17 protein-coding genes are annotated in these 16818 nt (G+C 35.0%); 14 read left to right on the forward strand and 3 right to left on the reverse strand.

All coding sequences use genetic code 11. The features are described from left to right. Positions 1–56: 56 nt before the first annotated feature. The 5 genes from ALGA_RS08305 (at position 57) to ALGA_RS08325 (ending at position 6948) form a co-directional block, all read left to right on the forward strand. On the forward strand, positions 57–1268 hold the full coding sequence (locus ALGA_RS08305; RefSeq protein ID WP_096428883.1) for a C45 family peptidase: 1212 nt from the start codon (positions 57–59) through the stop codon (positions 1266–1268). Between the two features lie 146 nt (positions 1269–1414). After that, entirely contained in the window at positions 1415–4024 is a 2610-nt protein-coding gene (locus ALGA_RS08310; RefSeq protein WP_096428884.1) for a YfhO family protein, read from the forward strand. Between the two features lies 1 nt (position 4025). After that, positions 4026–5249 carry a CDP-glycerol glycerophosphotransferase family protein gene (locus ALGA_RS08315; RefSeq protein WP_096428885.1) on the forward strand — a complete coding sequence of 408 codons (1224 nt, stop codon included), beginning with the start codon at positions 4026–4028 and terminating at the stop codon, positions 5247–5249. A gap of 64 nt (positions 5250–5313) precedes the next feature. Beyond that, entirely contained in the window at positions 5314–6549 is a 1236-nt protein-coding gene (locus tag ALGA_RS08320; RefSeq protein WP_096428886.1) for a CDP-glycerol glycerophosphotransferase family protein, read from the forward strand. Positions 6550–6558: 9 nt separating this feature from the next. Continuing rightward, the gene (locus ALGA_RS08325; RefSeq protein WP_096428887.1) at positions 6559–6948 is read left to right on the forward strand and encodes an adenylyltransferase/cytidyltransferase family protein; all 390 of its coding nucleotides are present in this window, start codon (positions 6559–6561) and stop codon (positions 6946–6948) included. Positions 6949–6983: 35 nt separating this feature from the next. Here ALGA_RS08325 and ALGA_RS08330 read toward each other — a convergent pair whose 3' ends face one another. Further along, positions 6984–8492, reverse strand: a complete 1509-nt coding sequence (locus tag ALGA_RS08330; protein ID WP_145957593.1) for a lipopolysaccharide biosynthesis protein — start codon at positions 8490–8492, stop codon at positions 6984–6986. 171 nt (positions 8493–8663) lie between these two features. Here ALGA_RS08330 and ALGA_RS08335 point away from each other — a divergent pair, with 171 nt between their 5' ends. From ALGA_RS08335 to queA, 5 genes are all read left to right on the forward strand, one after another. Beyond that, positions 8664–9536, forward strand: coding sequence for a cell division protein FtsX (locus ALGA_RS08335; RefSeq protein ID WP_096428889.1), 873 nt, complete (start codon positions 8664–8666; stop codon positions 9534–9536). A gap of 184 nt (positions 9537–9720) precedes the next feature. Further along, a complete protein-coding gene (locus ALGA_RS08340; protein ID WP_096428890.1) occupies positions 9721–9960 on the forward strand; it encodes a DUF3098 domain-containing protein in 240 nt (79 codons plus the stop codon). Positions 9961–10020: 60 nt separating this feature from the next. Continuing rightward, positions 10021–10809 (forward strand): undecaprenyl-diphosphate phosphatase, encoded by a 789-nt coding sequence (locus tag ALGA_RS08345; protein WP_096428891.1) that lies wholly within the window; start codon positions 10021–10023, stop codon positions 10807–10809. A gap of 36 nt (positions 10810–10845) precedes the next feature. Then, complete coding sequence (truB, locus tag ALGA_RS08350; protein ID WP_096428892.1) at positions 10846–11550, forward strand: tRNA pseudouridine(55) synthase TruB; 705 nt, start codon at positions 10846–10848, stop codon at positions 11548–11550. A gap of 82 nt (positions 11551–11632) precedes the next feature. Continuing rightward, positions 11633–12682: a tRNA preQ1(34) S-adenosylmethionine ribosyltransferase-isomerase QueA gene (gene queA, locus ALGA_RS08355; protein WP_096428893.1), complete on the forward strand. Its 1050-nt coding sequence runs from the start codon at positions 11633–11635 to the stop codon at positions 12680–12682. Positions 12683–12795: 113 nt separating this feature from the next. Here queA and ALGA_RS08360 read toward each other — a convergent pair whose 3' ends face one another. Continuing rightward, positions 12796–13227, reverse strand: a complete 432-nt coding sequence (locus tag ALGA_RS08360) for a globin domain-containing protein (protein ID WP_096428894.1) — start codon at positions 13225–13227, stop codon at positions 12796–12798. Positions 13228–13357: 130 nt separating this feature from the next. After that, a complete protein-coding gene (locus tag ALGA_RS08365; protein ID WP_096433518.1) occupies positions 13358–14038 on the reverse strand; it encodes a Crp/Fnr family transcriptional regulator in 681 nt (226 codons plus the stop codon). A 235-nt stretch (positions 14039–14273) separates the two neighbouring features. On the opposite strand from ALGA_RS08365, the gene ALGA_RS08370 reads away from it, so the two are divergent. From ALGA_RS08370 to ALGA_RS08385, 4 genes are all read left to right on the forward strand, one after another. Further along, positions 14274–14711 carry a NifB/NifX family molybdenum-iron cluster-binding protein gene (locus tag ALGA_RS08370; protein ID WP_096428895.1) on the forward strand — a complete coding sequence of 146 codons (438 nt, stop codon included), beginning with the start codon at positions 14274–14276 and terminating at the stop codon, positions 14709–14711. Between the two features lie 35 nt (positions 14712–14746). Continuing rightward, positions 14747–15109: a CoA-binding protein gene (locus ALGA_RS08375; RefSeq protein ID WP_096428896.1), complete on the forward strand. Its 363-nt coding sequence runs from the start codon at positions 14747–14749 to the stop codon at positions 15107–15109. Between the two features lie 244 nt (positions 15110–15353). Next, positions 15354–15821 carry a DUF1847 domain-containing protein gene (locus tag ALGA_RS08380; RefSeq protein WP_162845410.1) on the forward strand — a complete coding sequence of 156 codons (468 nt, stop codon included), beginning with the start codon at positions 15354–15356 and terminating at the stop codon, positions 15819–15821. A 252-nt stretch (positions 15822–16073) separates the two neighbouring features. Further along, a complete protein-coding gene (locus ALGA_RS08385) occupies positions 16074–16769 on the forward strand; it encodes a TapB family protein (protein ID WP_145957594.1) in 696 nt (231 codons plus the stop codon). Positions 16770–16818 lie beyond the last annotated feature (49 nt).

A 16818-nucleotide genomic window follows, 5' to 3' on the forward strand; every position in this document is an offset into this window, starting at 1 on the left:
ACTCATAATTAAATATTATTTTAGTGCCACTTAAACACTAAATCACACACTAACCAATGAAAAACTTACTGAGCTTACTACTCATTTTAGTCGTATTCGGCTATCAAAGCATTGCATGTACAACAGCCGTAATTTCTGGCAAATACACGAAAGATGGCCGTCCAATGATTTGGAAACTTCGCGACACCGAAAGTTTCGAAAACAAACTGAACTATTTCACTGATGGCAAATATCCATATATCGGAATGATCAATTCCAATGATGAAAAGGGCGAACAAGTTTGGGGTGGTTCCAATTCCGTTGGATTCGCCATCATGAACAGCGCATCGTTCAACGTGAACCTGACAGATACGACTTCCTTTAAAGATCAGGAAGGTTATTTTATGAAGCTTGCCTTGCAAACTTGTGCAAATTTGGAAGAGTTTGAACAATTGCTGACAAACAGAGCAAAACCAATGGGTTTGGCGGCTCATTTTGGTGTTTTGGATGCAGACGGCAACGTGGCTTTTTACGAAGTTAACAATCAAAGCTTCACCAAGTTTGATGCCAATGATCCGGCTCAGGCTCCCAATGGATATATTTTAAGAACCAATTTCTCCTTTACCGGAAAAAAAGACATTGGCTATGGTTTTATCCGTTTTCAAACGGCTCAGGATATCTTTTATCAAGCCGATGCTTGTGGCAAGTTAAATGCTCAAACCATTATTCAGGATTTCTCGAGGTGTTTAAAACATCCTGTCCTGAAAAAAGACTACCGAAAAGAATTTGAAGATCTTCCCTACGGAGAAAACTTTGTGAACTCAGGTGATTTAATCACTCGTCACGGTTCATCATCGATGATATTAGTTGAAGGAATTAAAAAAGGTGAATGTGTTGACATGAGTACAATCTGGACACAGATTGGTTTTCCAAATACATCAATCGCTTTGCCTGTTTGGGTTAAAGGTGGAGAACACTTACCTGCTATTTTAACAGCCGCAGGATCTGAAAATTGTTCTCTGAATAAAATGGCATTAAACCTGAAAAACAAATGCTATCCAATCAGCCGATCGGCAGGTTATAAGTACCTGAATGTCTCTGAATTAATTAACTCCGACAAAACAGGAATCATTCAACAACTGGAAAAGGCAGAAATTAAAATTTTCCAAAACACATCAGCAACATTAAGTAAATGGCGTAAAAATCAACCAACTACAAAACAAATTGAAGAATATTATAAATGGCTGGACGATTACACATACAACAGCTATAAAATACTGGAAAACTAAAACCACATAAAATACAATTGCATTGTGAATTGCAAAATATTAAGTGAAGCACAGGCATAATTGTTCTGTGCTTTTTGTATTTTAGAGGCCGAAATATATTAGTTAGAATATCATTATTGAAGCGCTCATTCGAAAAACACAATAAAATGAACAGTAAGTCGATCATCAAGTCCCTTATTCCCCATTTATCAGCCATCATCATTTTCCTACTCATTAGTTTTATTTTTTTCCAACCCGTATTGGAAGGGAAAGTATTAAAAAAAGGGGACTCAATAAATGCTTGGGGAGCAAAGAAGGAGATCATTGATTACCGCAATCAAACCGGGGAAAATGCCTTGTGGACCAACTCCATGTTTGGCGGAATGCCTTCCTTCCATATTAATGTGGATTATCGAGCAAAAGACATGTCTGTTTTTAAGCAAATGATGGAACTGAATACTCCGGATCCAGTGAAGTACCTCATCCTCTACATGCTTGGGTTTTACATTCTTCTTATAAGTCTTAAGGTCAATCCGTGGCTTTCCATTGCCGGAGCAATTGCGTACGCCTTTTCAACCTATTTGGTCATTATTATTGGAGCAGGTCATTTGTGGAAAGTAAACGCACTGGCGTTTATCCCTCCTGCCCTTGCCGGGATATTGATGGTATTCCGAGGCAGATATCTTTGGGGTGGATTACTGGCCGCATTCTTTCTGATCATGGAATTGTATTCCAATCACATTCAGATGACCTACTACTTTGTGATCATGGTTATTTGTATCCTGATTTTTGAATTCTATTATCAATTGAAACAAAAAAACCTAAGCCATTTTTTCAAGGCTATTGGTGTTCTGTCCATCGCCTCTATTATTGCTATGGGGGTTAATTTCACCAACCTGTACAACTCATACGACTACACAAAATCTACCATACGAGGCAAATCAGAACTTACATTAGGTGATAAGGATAATAAAACTTCCGGCCTTGATAGAGACTATGGCACTCAATGGAGTTACGGCATTCAAGAAACATTAAGTTTGCTGATACCGAATGTTAAAGGCGGTGCCGGGGCACCGCAAGAAGGGATGCAAGTGTTGAATTACATCAACAGCGGCCAAATGGAAAGTGTTGCCGATTATTATGCTTTGGAACAAGTTGACAACCATCATTACTGGGGAAATCAGCCTTTTACAGCCGGACCTGTTTACCTGGGAGCCATTATGCTTTTCCTATTTATTTTAGGACTACTCATTGTAGCCGGTCGATTAAAATGGGGCTTATTAACTGCTGTTATTCTGGCGATCATGTTATCGTGGGGGCACAATTTCCAAAGCCTAACAAGCATCTTCTACGATTATGTCCCTTTATACAACAAATTTAGGGCTGTTTCCTCAATTCTGGTTATTGTAGAGCTTTGTGTTCCTTTATTGGCAATACTGGCTGTTAAAAAAATCTTGGAAAAACCGGAAATTCTTAAAAGTAAAGTATCCATCTCCTCGCTTAAATTTAATGTAATTGTTATTCCTGCGGTCCTAACAGGAGGTGTTGCTTTACTATTGTATTTACTTCCCAACTTAGGCCTTGATTTCCTAAGTAAATTCGAGCAAGGCTATTTCCAACAAATCAGTCAGGCCAATCCCAATGCCATGGGATTAATTAGCCAAATCCAAAACGATTTGGCAGATGCACGAATTGCTATTTTTAGAGCCGATGCCCTGCGAACTATTATTTTCATCGGTCTTCTTTTAATCGCGTTGTATGTTTTCTTCAAAAAATACATTAAAGCAGAAATATTTATTGCCGCTCTTATTATTCTTATTGTAATTGATTTGTATCCTATAAACAAACGATTCACAAGCAATGATAATTTTGTTGAGAAGAAAGACTTAAATCTGGCATTTATGCCAACAATGGCCGATTACCAGATTCTTCAGGCTGAATTAAAAAACAAGCCGGAACTGCAGGATATTGCCAAACAAGCATTAAGTGAATACACACAAAAGCACCGAAAAGCAAGTGATTACGAAAAAGTTGCCGCTCAACTTTGGGCGGTTACTTACCAAACAGATTATCGGGTTTTTGAAAAATCAGGATCTCCTTTCCAAAGTGCGCGCACTTCGTACTTCCACAAATCAATTGGAGGTTACCATGGAGCCAAACTGCGCCGTATTCAGGAATTATACGATTATCATATTGAAAAAGGCAATGCGAAAGTATTGAATATGCTTAACACCCGTTACTTTATCACCCAAGGAGAAAAAGGTGCGCAGGCAGTATACAATCCCGATGCCCTAGGAGCTGCATGGTTGGTTGATTCATACAAAATTGTTGCCAATTCAAATGAGGAAATCATGGCATTACATGCCTTCGATCCATCAAAAGAAGTACTTGTTGATAAACGTTTTGAAGATCAACTGCAAGGATTAAGTATTGTTTCAGATTCAACTGCCGGCATTCAAATGCAGGAATATTCGCCAAATGCAATTACTTACAATTACAATGCAAAATCGGAACAATTAGCGGTGTTCTCTGAAATGTATTATCAACCTGGCTGGAATGCCTATATTGATGGAAAAGAAGCCAAACACTTCAGAGCTAACTATGTATTGAGAGGAATGCGATTACCGGAAGGAAATCACCAAATTGAATTTAAATTCGAGCCAAAGGGCTATTTCATAGGAGAAAAAATATCCTTAGCCAGCATGATTATATTCTTCCTGCTTTTGATTGGTGGAGTTATTTTTAGTCTCAAAAACATCCGAAAAGAAAAGATTTAAAATGAGCAGCCAGTACACACGAACACAGCAGTTTGTCAACTTCATGCAAAAAATTGTTTTTCTGCATATTGTCCTGTTTTTTATGCGCCATTTTTACTATTTACTGGAAAAATTGGTATCCAAAGACAAGCGGATCGCTCTTTTCTTTCTGACCGAGAAGGTGTATTTCGACAATTCGAAGTACTTGTTTGAGCACATGCGCGAAAAAAATGATTTCAACAGCATTCTGTTCACACCTTACAAATCTTTGTATCGTGAATTAAATGCTAAGTTTCCTGGAGAAGTAGTTTTTTCCTGGTCCTTAAAAGGCTTTTTTCTCTTTCTAAGAACGAAGCATGTCATTCTTTCCTATGGAATTAGTGCTGCGGCTTTTAAACCATACTACCTGCACGAAAAATGCAAAAACATCATCTATTTAGGACATGGTACGCCAATGAAAAAGATGGGTTTACAAACTCCTGTGTGGCGAAAATATGGAAAAGAACGCCAATTACAGAAATATTCATATATGGCGGGCAGTTCTCCTCTCGAACAAATAATACATGCTGCCGGATTTAATATTGACATGAACAATGTTTGGGTGAGTGGTTTGCCTCGAAATGATTATTTGCTTCAAGACACAAACCTAAATTCCAAGCTTTTAGTTGCGAACCCGATTCTCGACCGAAAAATAATTTTATACGCTCCAACATGGCGCGAAGAAGGTCATAAAACACACTTTTTCCCTTTTGATGATTTTGATGCAAAACGACTTTCTAATTTTCTGGAAAAAGAAGATGCCTACATCTTGGTTCGTGGTCATAAAGAGGATATTAAACGAAAGACTGTTGAAAAAACTCATGATTTCTTTTCAATTGACAGAGTAATAAAAGCCGATCAGGATCGATTCCCCGATGTGTATGAGTTATTGCCTTTCGTTGATATTTTGGTAACCGATTATTCCTCGCTATGGATTGATTATTTACTTTTAGACCGTCCAATTTTATATCTACCTTATGATTTAGAGGAATACAGCCAATACAAAGGCTTTTTTATCAATTTCGAGGAGAATACTCCGGGAGCAAAATCAAACACGCAAACGGAATTTATAACGCATTTAAAACGATATTTTGAACAACCTGAAACTCATGCCAAGTACCGCAAGAAAATTCGCGACATGTATCACACTCATCAGGATGCAAACAGCTGCGAGAGGGTTTTTCAGGAAATTAGAAAATTGAATTAATATATTATCCGAAAGAATTCGGAATGAGATTTGCGCATATAAATCATGAGTTTAAGGCTGAAAAATGAATTTAAACAAACATTCTAAACCCGTTATATTCCTTACGACCCTTTTAGGTTGGATCTTTATAGTTCCCATCACTTACCTTATTCCCAAAAAGAAGAACCTGATGGTACTTATGGGAGCAAAAGATGGTTTTTTTATCGATAATGTGAAATTCTTTTTTCTTTACTTATCGGAAAAGGAAGAAAATCAGGAATTCTATCTATTAACTGCCAACAAAGAGACTTACGAAACTCTTAAATCTGAATACTCCAACATATTGTATTACCCTTCGGTAAAAGCATACTGGATAATTCTTAGGACTAAGGTTTTTGTAGTTGATAATTTTTCGTGGATGGATAATTGCCGATTTCAATTGTTCTGGCGGGCGAAAATTGTTCAAATATGGCATGGTATTGGTTTTAAAAAGATTCAGCGCAACAATAAATTCTTTATTCAGGAAACCAGCTCAATTTATCGCAGATTCATATTGAATTTCGTAGGCAAACTACCTGTTTATAATGCTCTTATATCTACAGGAGAATTCTTTACCGAGCAATTTTTTAAGCCTGCTTTTATTTCAGACCACTTTATTGGTACAGGATATCCGCGTAACGACATTATTGTAAATCCAACGAAGTATAAAAATGCTTTAATCAACTCAGATGAAAAAACTATTCAAAAAGTAATTGAATTGCGTAAAAAAGGAATCAAATCAATTTTGTATGCCCCAACTTTCAGAGATACTGGCGGAGATGGAATTTCTGATGGCATTCTGCACCTGCAACAATTGAATGAATTTGCACTCACTAATGATTTTGTATTTGTTTTCAAGCTACATCCGTTGCCACAATACAAATCTATCAGCAACGAATTCGAACGGATTATTTGGTACGATAACGTGAAAGATGTATATCCTCTTCTTCCCGAAATTGATGGCATGGTAAGTGATTACTCTTCCATTTACATGGACTATATTTTACTGAACAGACCTGTTTTTTTCTTACTATATGATCGTGAAAAATATGAAACCAAAGATCGTGAATTGCACACTTTCTTTAACGATTTTATTATTGGACCTGTTTCTAAAGATCAGGAGAAATTAGAGAGAGATTTACTCTATACATTTACTAAAAATGATGATTTTGTGGAGGCTAGAACCCAAATTATCAGGAAATCATATCTGAATACTGATGATAACAGCTCCCAAAGAATTTTTAATTTCATTCAGGAACATTATCTTCGCAGGCATCAATAACGAAAAACTATGAAGAGAATTATCACCTTTGGAACATTCGACCTATTTCACATCGGACATTTAAATATATTGGAACGTGCCAAAGCTGAAGGTGATTATCTAATTGTAGGTATTTCAACCGATGCTTTAAACTATTCTAAAAAGCAGAAAAATCCGATCTATTCAGAAAAAGACCGCATGCGAATTATTCAATCTCTAAAGGTCGTTGATGAAGTTTTCTACGAAGAATCTCTCGAACTAAAAGGGGATTACATCAAACAGCACAACGCCGACGTTTTAGTCATGGGAAACGACTGGGAAGGCCGTTTTGACGAATTTAAATCAATTTGCGAGGTCGTTTATCTGAAAAGAACTCCTTCCATCTCTACCACAGAGATTATTGAGATCATAAAAGAGTAGCTTAATTTTTACCAGCTGATATTAAAAGAAAACGCTTAATGCAAGCCTAATTTTTCACGAACAAATTCATTAAAATCATCCGATATTTTCAAGAAAAAGGTGAGCAACAAATAAATACCTCCAACCAGAGTGCTTCGTACAATTATATCAAATACAAACCAATCCATTTTTGGCAATAAATATCCCAAATAGAAAGAAACTAGAGCTATCCCTAAAACATACACATATTTCCTGTTGATTGGCTGAAATCCATAGGCTTTCCAAAGAAAGATGTATTTCATCAAGTTAAAGATAAAACTAGCGGTTAGCGATGCTATTGCCGCACCAACAATTCCCCAGATCGGGATCATAATAAAATTGGTGAGAATTACCAAAACGCCATAAATAACCATAAAGAATGTTTGCATTCGGTATTTGGGCGAAGATTGAATCACGACTCCACTAATCCCCGATAACATCTGAATAACGTGTGAAATACCAATAAAAAACATTACAAATTTTCCTGCAATGTATTTATCAGGAACTATCTCAAATACATTATCGGCATTCACCCATACACCAATAAACATCAAAGCACCCAACATAAATTGATGCAAGCCACTTTGCGAATAAACTTTTCCAATGGTTGCGAGATCATTCCGCTTCCAAGATTCAGCAATTACAGTGCTTGCAATCTTTTTTAATGTACGTGACGGCATTGAGATTAGCATACCAAAATTCGCCATTGTCGCATAAATACCGTTTGCTCCTAAACCAATAAAACTTACGATCATTATTCTATCGATATTAGCCGTTAACTTATCGTTTAAACCATTCAAAATTCCAAACAAGGAAACATTAACCATTGATTTTCGAAGCTTGGGAGTAACGAACTTCAAATTAGCTGCGAAAGAAATTTGGCCTCGCTTTAAAAGAAGCAGAAATAGTAAAACCGTTGGTAAACAAAAAGCTACAACATATAGGAATACGAACTGCGAAAAGTCCAATACCTCTTTCCAGAAAAGGAGAATAACACATAAACTGATCAGCTTAAATACGATATCCCGATAAATGGTTCCCGAAACGGCATCGTACATCACCCTATTGTATCCTTCGAATAAATTAAAAAAGACTGTGAAAAACACAAGAGGAATCAGATAAATCAGATAATTTAAATAAAGCGGAGATTCGTTAGAATATAAACTGACAGCAACAGGCTGCAATAGAAAATAAGCAATCAAAGAAAGAACAAAACCGATCATCCCTACCCAAAACAGAATGAACAAATACCCGTTATGATTTCGATTTTCGTTTCGGAAATAGGGGAATAATCTGGCTGTAACATTATTAAATCCGAAAGAAGAAAACTGAGATGCAATGGTTGCAATCGCCACCAACCAATTCAACAATCCGATTTGGTCTTCACCCAAAATATGAGGAAACAAAATCCCCGTATTTATAAATCCTAAAATGGCTCCGATATAAGAAACTACAGTTCCTTTAATGGTTTGCTGACGAATGATTCCCACGCTGTTATTATGTGTTAGGTTTTGATTTGTACACAAATTTAACAAAATTGATCTCTTGTGAAAACAATTCAAAAGTAGAAGCTCTTTCAAATTTGAACAAGTAGTTGATATACTTTGAATGAAAAATTGTATTTTCGCATAAAACCAAACAAAAATTGGTTACCCCCTGATTATTTTATCAGGCTCAATTCTTTAATTTCGTTTCAAATGGCATACAAAGAAAAAGGTACAAAACGTAGACTTCGTTCCTCTTATATAACTTCTGTAATTAGTATTTCATTGGTTCTTTTCATGCTAGGCTTAATGGGTTTGCTAATTTTAAATGCGAAGCAAATTTCCAACTATGTGAAAGAAAACATTGGCGTTTCGGTGATCTTAAAAGACAATATTAAAGAAGTGGAAATTCGTCGACTACAAAAAATACTGGATGCTAGTGATTATGTGAAAGCAACGGAATATGTGGATAAAGAAACTGCCGCCAAAGAATTTGAAAAAGAACTCGGCGAAGATTTTATTTCCTTTTTGGGATACAATCCACTTCGTGCCTCGATAGATGTTAAACTATATGCCCAATACGCCAATCCCGATAGTATTGCAGTAATTGAAAAGAATTTGTTAAAACAATCTCAGGTTCAGGAAGTCGATTACCAAAAATCATTGGTGCATTTGGTGAATAAGAATGTTAAAAGAATCAGTTTAATAATTCTGGCTTTTAGTATTTTACTATTCACAATTTCGTTTACCTTGATTAATAACACCATTCGATTGTCCATTTACTCCCAGCGATTTATTATTAATACCATGCAATTGGTTGGTGCTACCAGAGGATTTATTCGCCGACCATTTATGGCTAAAACATTAATGCAAGGAATTATAGGTGCGCTAATTGCAAACGTCATGTTGTCAGGAGTTATTTATCTATCCCAAAGAGAATTGAGCCAGGTAATTAATTTCAGCAATGTTGAAATGATAGGTGTCTTGTTTTTGCTGATCCTATTAATTGGGCTTTTCATTACCTGGATATCGACTTTATTTGCTGTGAACAAATATTTACGACTTGAATCCCGTTCTTTGTATTAGAGAAAAAATATATAAAATACATTCAAGGAATAATCCCTTACATGTTATAAGCTTTTATCTTTAAAACATAAACGCATAATAAACTTCAAGTACTTTAGGCACTTTTAACATCTTAGTACACTCATAAATACTATTTTATTGTAAATTTGGCATCTAATTGTCAAAACCGACAAAATTTGAGAACATGAACAAACAAGATAAAAAACTGGATTTTGCTCTTTCAAAAGAAAACTACAAACTTATCCTTATCGGATTTGTTATCATTATAGTGGGATTCCTACTAATGATGGGTGGCGGATCGGATGATCCAAATGTGTTTGACGAAAGCATATTTAGTTTTAGAAGAATTACTTTAGCTCCAATGGTGGTGTTGTTTGGATTCGCTTTTGAAATATATGCCATTATGAAGAAACCTAAAGAATAATAATTATCTCCTTTTTATTTACTTTCCGGTTTACTAACCGGAGATTTTTCTATTTACAATATGAACTGGATTGAAGCCCTACTTTTAGGCTTACTGCAAGGATTAACCGAATTTTTGCCAGTAAGTAGCAGTGGTCATTTAGAAATTGGTAAAGCCTTATTAGGGATTAATGCCGAAAATAATTTAACATTTACAGTAGTTGTGCATGGTGCTACTGTTTTAAGTACCATAATTGTATTTCGAAAAGATATTTTGGAACTTTTAAAAGGTCTTTTCAGCTTTCAATGGAACGAATCGACTCAATACATCGCTAAAATTGCTCTTTCCATGATTCCCATCGCAATTGTTGGTGTGTTTTTTAAAGATCAAGTAGAAGAACTTTTCAATACCGATAAAATATTGCTCCTAGTAGGTTTTATGCTCTTGATAACAGCAACATTTCTTGCATTTACTTACTACGCAAAACAAAAAGAGAAAGAAATCTCATTTAAGGATGCCTTTATCATAGGAATGGCTCAAACAGTTGCTATTCTTCCTGGAATTTCAAGATCGGGAGCAACCATTGCAACCGGACTATTGTTAAAAAACAAAAAATCGGAAGTTGCTAAATTCTCGTTTCTAATGGTTTTAGTTCCGATAATTGGTGAAAATATTTTAAGTTCTTTTGAAGGAACATACACCTCACAAGGATCCGTTGAGTTAATGCCATTACTAGTTGGTTTTATTGGCGCCTTCCTATCTGGATTACTGGCTTGCAGCTGGATGATTAAGTTGGTGAAGAAGGGCAAACTCATCTATTTTGCAATTTATTGCTTGATTATCGGACTTATTGCTATTTTTGCAGCCTAATTATAAAAAAGGGTTTTCCCGTTTAATCTGTTCTAAATGATTCAATTCGAAACCGATAATGATTTTAAGGAAGGAGCTTTACTTCTGTTGAATAAACCATACGAATGGACTTCGTTTGATTTAGTAAACAAGATAAAGCATAAAATCAAGCATCAATTTCATTACGAGAAAGTAAAGGTAGGACATGCCGGAACACTTGATCCTTTAGCCACAGGCTTACTAATTGTTTGCGTTGGGAAATACACAAAAAAAATAGACAGCTACCAATCGCAGGTTAAGGAATACATTGCTGCAATACAGCTAGGAGCAACCACTCCTTCTTTTGATTTGGAGACTGAAATTGATGAAACACACCCTACCGAACACATCACTAAAGAATTAATTGATGAAACATTAAAAGGTTTTATCGGTGAAATACAACAACGACCGCCCAACTATTCGGCAGTAAAGATAAAGGGCAAAAGAGCTTACGAATATGCTCGAAAAGGACAGGAAGTTGAAATTAAAATGAAAACTCTTGTTATAGACGAAATAGAAGTTCTGGAATTTGAAAAGAACATCTTAAAGCTAAGAATTGTTTGCAGCAAGGGAACATACATACGAGCACTTGCCCGAGATATTGGTAGAAAACTCAATAGTGGTGCTCATTTAACGGCCCTGCGAAGAACTAGAATCGGCGATTTTCATATCAACGATGCCCTTGAAATTGAAGATTTTATAAAATTCTTAGAAAATTTATAACTATCTTGCGAACTTTTCGTACAAACGAAAGCTTTGCCTTAGCCTATCAACAAAAATCCAACATATAAAGTCATTCAGCATTATGAAGTTATCAAAGTTTAAGTACAAATTACCAAGCGAACTTATTGCTTTACATCCAGCCTACAATAGAGATGAATCTCGCTTATTGGTGCTTCACAAAGATACAGGTAAAATCGAACACAAAATTTTCAAAGATCTAATTGATTATTTTGATAATGAAGACGTTATGGTTTTCAACAACACCAAGGTTTTCCCTGCTCGTTTGTATGGGAACAAAGAAAAAACCGGTGCTGAAATCGAAGTATTCTTGCTTAGAGAATTAAATCGTGAGCAAAGATTGTGGGATGTGTTAGTTGATCCTGCCCGTAAAATTAGAATCGGTAACAAATTGTATTTTGGCGATGATGATTTATTGGTTGCTGAAGTAATCGACAACACGACTTCAAGAGGAAGAACTCTTCGTTTCTTATTCGATGGTTCTTACGAAGATTTTAAAAAGACACTTTACGGATTAGGAGAAACTCCTCTTCCTAAATTCATAGAACGTCCTGTAGAGCCTGAAGATGCTGAGCGTTACCAAACAATTTTCGCAAAACACGAAGGAGCTGTTGCTGCACCTACTGCAGGTATGCACTTTAGCCGTGAGCTAATGAAGCGTTTAGAAATTAAAGGAATTGATTTTGCTGAGGTTACTTTGCATGTTGGTTTGGGTAATTTCAGAAGTGTAGATGTTGAAGATTTGACCAAGCACAAAATGGATTCTGAACAAATCGAAATTAACGAATTGGCAGTTGAGCAAGTAAATAGTGGTAAGAAAAAGAAGAAGCAGATTTGTGCTGTTGGCACAACTGTTGTTCGTACTTTAGAAACCTCTGTTTCTACCTTGGGAACATTAAAACCATTTGAAGGATGGACTAATAAATTTATTTTCCCTCCATTCGAATTCAGTGTTCCTACTAGTATGGTTACCAATTTCCATTTACCACTTTCTACTTTACTGATGATGGCTTGTGCATTTGGTGGATACGACAGAGTAATGGCGGCTTATCAGGAAGCAATCAAAGAAAAATATCGTTTTGGCACCTATGGTGATGCAATGCTGATAATATAAGATCAAAATATATATCCAAAAAAAGCTGTTGAATTCAATTTCAACAGCTTTTTTTATATGCCTAAACGAACCATTAAGATGCAGATTAAAACTTTTTTCTTGGTTGTTAATCCTTAGTCCTCCGAATTCACCATCCAGCTTGAAAATACATCCAGATAATTCCAATAAGAAACAATCAAGTCTTCGGGTATTTTTAACTCAGGTAAGAGTTTTTGGTAACATTGCATCCAAACCTGACGTGCTTCTCGTGTAATTTTAAAATTTGCATGTCGTTTAACCAACATGGGTGCTCCTCTGTTCTGATTATAATACTCAGGCCCACCTAAAGCTTGAATAAAGAAATCTGATGAACGAAGTTTTGCCGCCTCGAACTCAGCCTTGTCCTGAGGAAATAAAGGATTAAACTTACTTTCTCTCAACAATTCATAATGATCATCAACCAATTTCCGTATTCCACTCTCTCCCAAATGCTTTAAAAAATCTCTGTTTGGTCGGGTTACCTCAGGTCTTTCTCCAAAAGGATATTCTTTAATAGTCAATTCCATATTAGTTCCTGTACTAGTTTACACTTATAAAAGTAAAGAAAAATAGGTAATCATTCGATATAAGCACAATAAAAAAAGACAAGTAAGTCTTATTTCAAATCAATGCATTCATTTATGCTCATTCGTAAAATTAACCTCTCAAATTAATTTCATCCAATGATTTCTTATCCTGAATCAAGATCTTTTTGCCATCCAATGAAATAATACCTTCTTTCTCAAACTCTTTGATAAATTTAACCGCACTTTCAACACTAATTGAAGCAAAATCAGCAATATTTTGACGAGCTAGACACTCATAAACATTTTCATCGGTAAATTTCTCTGAAGACAAATACAATAGAGCAGAAGCTAATTTTCCTCTCATTTGTTTGTATGAGATATTTCGAATAATATCGATATATCTATTTTCGTTGTGACAATTCTTAGAATATATTTGCATTGCAAAATCAGGATTCCTCCACAACAACTCTTTTAAAGCCTCCTTGTCAATCATACATATTTCTGAGTCTTTTAAGGCAATAGCAGAATAGAGATAAGTATCTTTCCCGAAAATTGAAGAAAAAGCTATTAAATCCCCCTTTTTAGCTAAACGAATATTGATCTGCTTGTTTTTATTGGTTTGGATATATACTCTAACTAATCCCTGATTTACAAACAAAACGTGCGGAGCAAATGCTCCTTGCTTAAATACAGTTTCATCTTTAAAAAAAGTTACCTGTTTCTTCTTTTCATTAATAATTTCCAAATCGGCAATTCCAAGATTTTGAAAACAGTTCATGTTTATTTCGGTATCTCCTTTATTGTTATCCATTAAAGTCAAAATCATTAATTTTTAGTGTATAACATCTACTAATGTACTTATCGTTTTGTAAAAAAACATTCTTAATAAAACGCAAATTATCATCTCGTCATAAAAAGCTTATCAAATTTCAGTTAAAACTACAGAAAACTACATTCCACTTTTCTTGTCTTCGTATCAGGCTCTGAATATTTTTGCAACAGTATTTTTATCTAGAATAAACAAAAATAACAATTCCTTCATAATTATGAATCATCCTAAAATAATATTCGCATTTGCTGTCAGCGACTCAAATAAATTTGAAGCTAAACATTTTGGGGATGTAGATAAATATTTAATCTATGAATACTGCAACGAATCCTTTAATCTGTTATCTCATCAAACAAATACATCTAAAGACTTGGATGAAAAACAGCTTAATGAATCTATAGAGAAAGGCAATTCAATCGTTAAACTCTTAACAGATCATAAAGTTCAGGTATTGGTATCTCTTCAATTTGGACAAAATATTAAAATGATTAATAAGCATTTTATCCCTGTTGCCATTCACGATCCCAATACGGAAGAAATTTTTAAAATTTTGTTAAAAAACATGAAATGGATCATCGACGAATTAGAGATTAATCCTCCTGAATTTAGACTTTTCTCAATAAATACCGGAGTCTTAAAAAGCTCAATTAAATAAATGCAATTTTGAGCTTAAACAAATAAAATAACAAAATGAAAAATAAAACATTAATCATTGGAGCTAGTATCAATGCCGAACGTTACTCTTACAAAGCTGCTGAAAAATTATTAGCTAACAGTCATCAAATTTATATGATTGGGAACAAAACCGGAACGCTATTCAATCATGAAATAGTGAAAGATCAAACTCCTTTCACCGATGTTGATACAGTTACAATGTATGTATCAGCAAAAAATCAAACAAGCTATTACGAGTATATCCTCTCATTGAAACCACGCAGGGTAATCTTTAATCCCGGAACGGAAAACTTAGTTTTTGCAAAGCAATTGGAATCAAAGGGAATAATTGCAGATGAATCCTGCACTTTGGTATTGCTGGCAACTAATATTTATTAATACAAATTTTGCCGGTGCAACTATTCAGATTAGACTCTTATTCCTTTCAAGTTGCTCCGCATCTAACTATAAAATACTGACATGCTACATATTCAAAGAGAATTTCAAAGGAAGACAGCCGAAAAAAATTGGGAATATGATGCGTTTTATCAATTTAAAATACACTTTATTTTAACGATGGACTAAAAAGGATTAAGGTTTATCTGGTAAAATTAAAATGTGCAATCCCAATAAAATAAGAAAAATGGATTTTAAAGATTTATATACTGCTGAAGATATTGCGATCATGAAAAATGCTGAAGATTCGTTGAATCGCAACAATGATCGGATTCAGGAAATTATAGAATACGCTAAGAAATCCAATATCAAAACAATTGGGATTGCATATTGTACTTCGCTTAACAAACAGGCCAGTAAACTCAAAAACATACTTGAATTTGAAGGGTTCACCATAGAACATGTAAATTGCAAACTAGGTAAGCTTCCTTTCTCCAATTTAATACCCGATTACAAAGGAATTACTTGCAATCCGGCAGGACAAGCAAAATATCTGGAAGAAAGAGACACCGAACTGAACATCATGATGGGATTATGCCTGGGGCATGATATGATTTTTAATGCAAAATCGAAAGCGCCTGTTACTCCCTTAATTGTTAAAGATCGAAAATTAAAACATCACAGCATCGAGAAATTAAATGATTCTAATTCATAAATTGGGCTTAAAATAACCGTACTTCTGTCTTTCTCCAGAAAATTTAATTTTTTCATTCCTTCTATAATTATTAAATTGACTATACTTTAGTCATTGCTTTTAAAAATTGAGGATAATTGAACTATTGTCACGAAACAAGTAGCAATATTCATGTGAAACACAGCTCTCTATTTAATTGCCAACAGGCAATTTCTGCTTATTCACTTTAAAACATGGCTATTAAGCCACTTCAATAGCCAAAATAATTATTTCATGAAAAAGTTATTTAGCCTGGCATTACTGATATGTGCATCATGTATCATGGCCTTCTCACAAGATTGCACCCTCTATATCCCCAGTAATATTGGCGCCGAGCTCCATTACGAGATGAAAAATGCCAAAGGAAAAACGACAGGTATTTACACTCAAAAAATGATATCCGTAAAGGAAAGCGGAGGAGAAACAACATTTGAATTGTTGCAAATCCATATGGATCCTAAAAATTCGAACAAAATAATTCTTCAAGACACAATTAGTTTCCGCTGTAAAGACAATGTTTTTTACATCGATATGGAAAAATACCTGAATCAGAAGCAGATGGAAGGCTTTAAAGACATGGAGGTTAAAATTACTACAGAAGATCTGATTTATCCTCCCAAATTGTATCCTGGGCTAGAATTAAACGATGGCTCTATTAGCCTGGAAATTGGAGCAGGAATGATGAATATGAACATGACCACCAATATTGTGAATCGAAAAGTGGAAGCTCACGAGAACATCACAACGCCTGCAGGTACATTTAAATGTTACAAAATAGCTGAAGATGTGCAAAGCAAAATAGGCTTTGTAAATGTACAATTGCACAATATTGCTTGGATCGTTGAGGACATTGGAACCATTCGCAGTGAATCCTTCGACAAAAAAGGAAAACTAAATAGTACAACCGAATTGATAAAAATTCTTCGGTAAACCGATAAAAAGGCAAAAGGAGAAAGCATCCAAACAACTTGGCACTTTC

The sequence above is a fragment of the Labilibaculum antarcticum genome (assembly GCF_002356295.1).
GTDB lineage: Bacteria > Bacteroidota > Bacteroidia > Bacteroidales > Marinifilaceae > Labilibaculum > Labilibaculum antarcticum.